Source organism: Candidatus Melainabacteria bacterium RIFOXYA2_FULL_32_9, assembly GCA_001784615.1.
In the GTDB taxonomy this organism is placed as follows: domain Bacteria; phylum Cyanobacteriota; class Vampirovibrionia; order Gastranaerophilales; family UBA9579; genus UBA9579.
Genome location: MFRQ01000100.1, coordinates 1 through 7,604 on the forward strand (window position 1 = coordinate 1; position 7,604 = coordinate 7,604).

A 7,604-nucleotide genomic window follows, 5' to 3' on the forward strand; every position below is an offset into this window, starting at 1 on the left:
ACCCGATTCAAGCATTATATCCGGCATAAAAAACAACGGGTTATTTTCAAAAAGCAATAATTCGTTAGGACTTTCTCACATTGCTGTTTCTCCCATTTTTAATGATAAAAAACAAGTTATAGCTGCCTTACTTGTTACTAAATCATTAAAAGATAAAGGGGGGATTCCATATATAATTAAAGGTATGACAGGAGCAAGTTTAACTGTTTTTGAAATTCAGGATAAAAAGCCTAAAATTGTCACAACAAATTTGGAATTAGCTGACAATAACGCTGAATTTGAAAAACAACTTCTAAGCAGCGACTTTATGGATCATTTTAAATCCAGTAATACCTACTTTGTAAGAATGCAGCAGCCAAACAGATTTGAAATGGGACAATATGAGTCTATAAAAAACTTTTCCGGTGATATTGTTGGTGTAGTGTATACTGGAATTCCTGAATACAAATTTACTGAACCAGGAAACAATAATATAAAGTTAATCAGCTTAATTTCAGTAATAAGCTTAATCGTAGCTATTGTAATTGCTGCTCTCTTTGCAAGAACAATAACAACTCCTATCTTAAAACTTGTAATTGCTGCAAAATCTATAGCATCAGGATATTTACATCAAAGAGTAAATATCAAGGGAAATGATGAAATGGCTCAATTGTCTGCAACCTTTAATCAAATGGCAGATAATTTACAAAATCAAGAGCAATTAAGAGATAATTTCGTTGCTACCTTAACTCATGACCTTAAGGTTCCTATGTTAGCTGAAAATCAGACTATAAGTTATTTATTAAAAGAAGCTTATGGCCCCATAACAGAAGAGCAAAAAGATGTTTTAGAGTTAATCAAAAGTACAAACAATTCTTCCTTAGAAATGGTGAGCACACTTCTGGAAGTATATAGATATGATTCAGGTAATACTAATCTTATTAAATCTGAATTTGATATTGTTAAGCTGGTTAAAGACTCTATAGATCAAATAAAATCCCTTGCACAAGATAAGAAAATAATTATTTCTCTAGACTCAAATAAGGATAATATTCATATTATAGCTGATGAAAGAGAAATAAAGAGGGTTTTGCATAATTTAATAAGTAACGCTATTACTAATGGCATTCATAGAGGTCAAATTATTTGCTCAATTAAACTAATAGAAGATAAAAAGGCTATTTATAATCCTAAAACAGGAATGGATGAGTATACTACATTGATTAAACCTATAAATATCTCTAATTCTGTTTTAGTTAGCGTTAAAGATGATGGAATAGGTATAACCAGAGAGGATATACAAGAATTATTCAAGAGATTTTCATTAAGTAAAGGCAGAAAACCCGCAGGCACGGGGCTTGGTTTATATTATACACATCAGGTAATAACAAAACATAAAGGATATGTTTGGGTAGAAACTGCTGAGGGTAAAGGAGCTACTTTCAAGTTTACATTACCTGTTCAAGTTTAAGGATTTTTAATATGGAAGAAAAACAAGTTATCAAAATACTAATTGCCGATGATTCTAAACTCACCACAGTAGGTTTAAGCACTACATTTAAACTGTATAACGATATTAATGTTATTGGAATTGCAGAGAATGGTAAAATAGCTATAGATATGATACAGGAACTAAAGCCTGATGTGGTTCTAATGGATATAGGAATGCCTATTATGGATGGTATTCAAGCTGCAAGGGAAATAAAAAGGCTTAATTTGCTGACTAAAGTGATAATGCTAACCTCACATGACGGTGATCAAAACGTAATAGATGCTTTTAGCGCAGGAGCATATTCTTATTGTATGAAAGATATCAATCCTGATACTTTGATTTCTGTTATAAGAACTACACATGAAGGAGCTTCCTGGTTAGATCCTGCAATAGCCAGAGTAGTCTTAAATAATTTTGTTAAAAAATCAACTAAAGAAAATAAATTCCAAGAATCAGTATTAACAGAAAGAGAAGTAGGGATTTTAAGTTTAATTGCAAGAGGATGCAGTAATTCTGAAATTTCAGAAAATCTATACATAAGCCTAAATACAGTAAAAACACATATAAAAAATATCTTCCAAAAATTAGAAGTTGAAGATCGCACACAAGCAGTTATGACTGCTTTAAAGAAAAATATTCTTATCGATTCTCAGGAAGAAAAGTTTTAAGAGTAATAAAGAAATACGTATACTTAAAAATGCTCTCTTAAGTAGCTAAGAGAGCATTTTTAAGTATACGTATTTTTGAAAACAAGAAGTTAGATTTTGAAAAGTAAAAAAATGTAAACTTGAATTTTTTAAGTCAAAACCCAGTAAAATTCACTACAATGATTTTTTTCTTAAAATCAAAACAAAGTTTTTTATTTCAAGAACTTATGTTTTTTTAAAAAAAGGTGTATTATACAAGATAAATAAAATAGCCTTGAATTAATTCCTAAGAACCTTATTATTCTTAACTAAAACGAGATAACAAATAAATCTAAAGCAATGTACCAAAGTTTAACAATAATTTTGTCAGGATTAAATGAGATTACTAAAAAACTATAAAATACTTTAAATGAATGATATAAGCAGGCATTAATTAGTAATAGATTAATGAGTAGGTATATAAAAAATAGGATTAAAGTAAGGAATGGTATTTAACATTTTTAAAAGAAATCATAAGCCTCAAATAGGGTTGGATATAGCCCCTAATGGCATTACAGCAGTTTTATTACATAAAAAGAGTAAAGGATTTAGCTTAAAGAAGCTTGCTTATGAACCTTTTTCAGAAGAGGTTATTCAAAACGGCTTAATAAGTAATTCTACTGTTTTTATAAAGACTCTAAAAAAACTGTTTGATGAAAACAAATTTGACACAAAAATGGTAAATATAGCTCTGCCAAGTAATATTATATTTCTTAAAACAATTATATTACCTGATTTACCTTTAGATGAACTTATGATAATTGCTCCACAAGAAGCATCAAAGCATATTCCAATTCCTATTGAAGAAGTTAATATTGATTTTGACGTTTTAGAAAATACGAGAAGACAAGAAGAAACAGGCAGAAAAGTAGATGTTATTATGGTTGCTTCAGCAAAATCAATGATAAAAAACTACGTAGATCATATATGTGATGCTGGATTAGATATTGCAAGTATAGACATCACTCCTTTTGCAATGATTAGGACCCTGGCAAATGCAGAGTTAATAGATAACTCAGATTATATGTACATATCAGTACTAATAGGCTATGAAAATACAGATATAAATATAATCCATAAAGGCATGCCTTTATTTTCAAATAATGTTCCTATAGGAAGAAAAAACGTTATTGACTCAATTTCACATAGTCTTGAAATTGACAATTCAGCTATTGAAAAACTTTTACCAGAAATTGCCCTTATCGTTCCAGGCATGAACGTAGAAGACTTAGATCCTCAATTAAGCAAGGCTGCAGCTGTTGTTAGAAATATTTATAATAATATTTCAAGTGAAATTCAAAAAACAATTGAGTTTTATTATTCACAAAATTCAGAAAATAAAGAAATTAAAAAAATAATAGTAGGTGGATCTGGCGTATGTGTTGAAAATATTGATAAATACATAGCAAATAGATTAAAAATTGATACTATGTTATGTGATTCTCTAAACAATATTGACCATAACATAGATGAAAATTTCACTAACGGGATAAAAATTCCCGCACTTGTAACTAGTGTAGGTTTAGCACTGAAAGGATTGCAAGATTGAGAACGATTAACATAAATTTAATAGAAAATGAAAATAAGCAAGTTAAAAAAACATCAGCATTAATAGAAAATATTGATGAAAAAACTAGATTTATTTCTATTACATTAGTTTCTTGTGCTTGTATTGTATTTGTTATATGTGTTGGTGTTTGGTTTGCATCATTTCATTCGATCAAAAAGCTTGATTCTGAATTAACAGAATTAAAGGATGAACACGAAAAATTAAAAGTAGAACTAGTAACTACAAATTCAATTTATAAAAATCTACTGGAAGAAAAGGAAATTCTTGAAATTAAATTTTTGGCACTAAACCAGATAGAAAGTTCCTTATTGCCTTGGTACAGCATTTTAACTGATATCGCAAATACTGTTCCTAAAGATATTCAAATAGCTAAAATTTTAAAGGCAACTTCAGTAGTAAATTCAGAAACATTAATAAGTCTAAACATACAAGGTCAACTTAATCCAAGAAAAAACCCAAAAGCAAATCCTTTAGAATTAATTTCTTTCTTTGCCTTAAATATTAATGAAAACAGTTCATTAAGCTCATATCTGTCAAACGCATTAATTAGATCTGCAGAATATGACGAAAAAGCCGAATCTTACAAATTTACTATCGAAACTTCTCTTAAATTGCCTGAAAAAGAAACAAAAGAATAAGAAAAGTAGGATAAATATATGAGTAAATCACGAAAAATAATTTTGATAAGTTTATTGCCTGTATTATTAACCGTAGTATTTATTATATATGCAGTAATGCCAGCAATAGGAAATTTAAATAAACTAAAAAGTGACTTAGAGACAGAAAAACAAGCTTTAAGCGAAACTCAATGCAAGCTAGATTCATTAAGGCAAAATAAAAAATTATTAAAAGAAGTTCAAAAATTAAGAAACAAGCTGGCTGACTTTGAAATGAGAGTTCCTTCAGAGGATGATCTGGCCATATTATTTGTTGATCTTGGAAAATTCTCAAGTAACTTCAATGTAAGAGTCTTTTCTGTCAGCTCAAGTCCAGAAAAACCTGTTAAAATAATCGATCCAAAACAACAAGAACCTGAAGAGAATAAAAAGAGTAAAAGAAATAAAGAAAAAGAAACTCAAGAATTACCTGTCAGCTTATTTGCAATACCTTTAGAAATAAAAGTTATTGGCCATTACCCTGATATTATGAAATTTATCAGTACTTTAGAAAATTATCAAAGAGAAATCGTAATTGATGGTATCTCAATATCAAATTCTATAAAGGATAAAGATACTATAAAGCCTAAAGTAGAATTAACAATTGATTGTACAATTTATAAATTAACCGAGAAATTAATTGAAGCAGAATCTAACTCTGATGAACCTAAAAAAGAGGGATAAATTATAATGGGTCAAGAAGAATTCATTGATAATAATCTTGAAGAAAAAGAGATTGAAGCAGAGAAAACTGAAAAAACTAAAAAAGTATTGTTAATTCTGCTTATCCTGTTATTGTTTGCCGGAACATATTACTATTATGGCAGTTCAAACAGACAATTTAAATGTTATCAACAGGATATTGCAACTAACGATACAAATTCTCAAACTATAATAAACTTACAGGCCAACAAAGAAGAATCTATAACAAAACAACCTGTTGCTAATGAAAAAGAAGTAAATAAAACTGTTAACAAAATTAATTTCACAAAAACAATTAAACCTTCAGATAAAACAAGATTGGCTAAACTAGCAATGACTACTGCCGGAAAGTCAGATCCTTTCTCGGGTACAGGAGTAGTAAATTCTCAATATAAATTCAATAATTCAAAAACAGGTATTTTACCTCCACCACCAAAACCTTCTTATATAAATGGATTGCCTACTATTGGTGATCTGCCAAAATTTGACTTTAATAGAAATCCATATTCCATGCCGGAATTTAAAGAATCTTTGGCGGTAAAAGGTTTTGTTGGCGATAAAGTCATTGTAAATGTTAATGGATCCACTGAATCCTTAAAGGTTAATGAAACATTCCAGGGAGTCAAAGTTTTAAAAATTGATTCTAAAAGCTTAATAGCAAAATTCAAGAAAGACGGTGAGATTATTACAAAAAGCATCAAAAATCTAACTGATATTGAGGATAGAAGTGATATAAAAATGCTCAAGGATTTGAATAAATAAGATTATAAAAGTAATTAATATATGCGAGGTGTATATGTTTAGCACAAAAAGAGTAATCGTTTCCTGGATACTATCAACACTCATTTTATCTTTACCAGGATTTGCTGTTGAAAACATACAAACTACAGATAATGAAACTCCAAAAAACACTATTAAGCAGATAAACCCTGTAAAAGTCAGCAGTGATACTAAATTATTAAACTTATCCACTGAATTTAGAGCGTTTCCAGATACAAAAAAAATAGATTTAATTCTTAGAGATATTGATATTGCATCTATTTTAAGAATAATAGCTAAAGAAGGTGGTAAAAATATAGTTCTGGATAGCAGTGTCCAGGGGTACATCAATGCTGATTTAAAGAATATATCCTTAAATGAAGCAATGAAGATAATTTTAACCAGTCAAGAACTTGAATCCAGAGTTGAAGGAAATACTATTTTTGTTGCATCAAGACCCGTCATGGCAAAAAAAGGTTTAAACAGAAAGTTCATAAAGGCTTTTAAATTAAATAACTCTAGTGCTGTTGATGTAGCAAAACTTTTAGAAGCAAGTATATTTAATAAAGGCTATACTGTAAGTGAATCATCCGGGTCCGGAATAGCCATGCAAGCTGTGGCAAATCAATCAGCCGAACAGCAAAATTCTGCAACAGTAGGACCCTCAACCGGACAAAGCAGCTTGATTTCCTCAAAAACAGTAAGAGGAAAAGTTGAAACATTGGATCCTGGTGCAGGTTTTAATGATGCGTCAAAACTTGCAAGTGAAATTAAAATTCAAAATAGAACCCCGGCTATTCAGGATATAGATGTCAACAATAATGATGGTGGCGCAATAGTTATTCCTGATACCAGAACTAATTCTATATTAGTAGCAGGTCTTCAAGAAGATATATTACTGGCCCAAGAAACCATAAAATATCTTGATAAACCATTACCACAAGTTTCTATCGAAGTATCTCTTATAGAATTAAATAAAACTGACGATAATGATTTAGGTCTCTTATTTGGCACACAATCTGGATCTTTTTCCGGCGGATTCAATTCAGTAACAGGTTCTTCTACAAATAGTGCAGGTCTTTCAACAATTGCAGACCAGGCTGGAATTATGTTAAATACCGTTCAGAGTGTTTCATCAGAAATAGGCGTTAGATTAAATGCTCTGGTAAAAACCAATAAAGCTAAATTACTCGCTAATCCAACTGTCTTAGCTTTAGATGGAAGTGAGTCATTAGTAAAAATTACTGACCAGATTGTAAGCAGAATGACCGTTACATCAGAACCAAACACCGGTATGGTTACATATTCTCCTGAATTATCCGATATTGGTATTGTTTTAAATATTTTGCCAAAGGTAAGTGAAAATGGCTTTATTACAATGAGAGTCAGACCATCTATTACAACATTCCTGAGAGAAGTAACATTTGGTGCTAATGGCTATGCAAATTTGATCTCAACAAGAGAAGTTATTCTTCAGGATGCCAGAGTAAAATCAGGAGAAACACTTGCAATTGCAGGATTGCTTAAAGAAACTGATATTGAAAATATAAGTAAAATCCCATTCGCAGGTGATTTACCGGTATTTGGATCTTTATTTAGGAATAAAACACTAGATCACAATAAATCCGAAGTAGTAATTCTCATAACCCCAAAAATAGTTGATGATATAGCTTATAATTAATATTTAGACAGTACTAAAGAAGCAGGTAATTACCTGCTTCTTTAGTATTACTCGATTAAGTAAACAAGAAAAAGTTTTT

The 7,604-nt window shown here is 30.1% G+C and carries 7 protein-coding genes; all 7 read left to right on the forward strand.

What is annotated here, in order from left to right; genetic code table 11:
* Window positions 1-1,450 (forward strand): hypothetical protein (locus A2255_05135; GenBank protein ID OGI19245.1); only part of this gene is annotated, 1,450 nt, incomplete at its 5' end.
* Between the two features lie 11 nt (window positions 1,451-1,461).
* Window positions 1,462-2,139 (forward strand): hypothetical protein, encoded by a 678-nt coding sequence (locus A2255_05140; protein OGI19246.1) that lies wholly within the window; start codon window positions 1,462-1,464, stop codon window positions 2,137-2,139.
* A 463-nt stretch (window positions 2,140-2,602) separates the two neighbouring features.
* A complete protein-coding gene (locus A2255_05145; GenBank protein ID OGI19247.1) occupies window positions 2,603-3,706 on the forward strand; it encodes a hypothetical protein in 1,104 nt (367 codons plus the stop codon).
* Window positions 3,703-4,365 carry a hypothetical protein gene (locus tag A2255_05150; protein OGI19248.1) on the forward strand — a complete coding sequence of 221 codons (663 nt, stop codon included), beginning with the start codon at window positions 3,703-3,705 and terminating at the stop codon, window positions 4,363-4,365. The genes A2255_05145 and A2255_05150 overlap by 4 nt, the downstream gene beginning before the upstream one ends.
* An 18-nt stretch (window positions 4,366-4,383) precedes the next feature.
* Window positions 4,384-5,067 carry a hypothetical protein gene (locus A2255_05155; GenBank protein OGI19249.1) on the forward strand — a complete coding sequence of 228 codons (684 nt, stop codon included), beginning with the start codon at window positions 4,384-4,386 and terminating at the stop codon, window positions 5,065-5,067.
* A 6-nt stretch (window positions 5,068-5,073) separates the two neighbouring features.
* Window positions 5,074-5,847 carry a hypothetical protein gene (locus A2255_05160; protein OGI19250.1) on the forward strand — a complete coding sequence of 258 codons (774 nt, stop codon included), beginning with the start codon at window positions 5,074-5,076 and terminating at the stop codon, window positions 5,845-5,847.
* Window positions 5,848-5,881: 34 nt separating this feature from the next.
* Window positions 5,882-7,525 carry a hypothetical protein gene (locus A2255_05165; protein OGI19251.1) on the forward strand — a complete coding sequence of 548 codons (1,644 nt, stop codon included), beginning with the start codon at window positions 5,882-5,884 and terminating at the stop codon, window positions 7,523-7,525.
* Window positions 7,526-7,604 lie beyond the last annotated feature (79 nt).

What these genes read in the sequence shown, in the direction of transcription:
- A2255_05165 (OGI19251.1), top strand. Translation starts at nt 5,882, where the DNA reads ATGTTTAGCACAAAAAGAGTAATCGTTTCCTGGATACTATCAACACTC.
- A2255_05145 (OGI19247.1), top strand. Translation starts at nt 2,603, where the DNA reads ATGGTATTTAACATTTTTAAAAGAAATCATAAGCCTCAAATAGGGTTG.
- A2255_05155 (OGI19249.1), top strand. Translation starts at nt 4,384, where the DNA reads ATGAGTAAATCACGAAAAATAATTTTGATAAGTTTATTGCCTGTATTA.
- A2255_05160 (OGI19250.1), top strand. Translation starts at nt 5,074, where the DNA reads ATGGGTCAAGAAGAATTCATTGATAATAATCTTGAAGAAAAAGAGATT.
- A2255_05140 (OGI19246.1), top strand. Translation starts at nt 1,462, where the DNA reads ATGGAAGAAAAACAAGTTATCAAAATACTAATTGCCGATGATTCTAAA.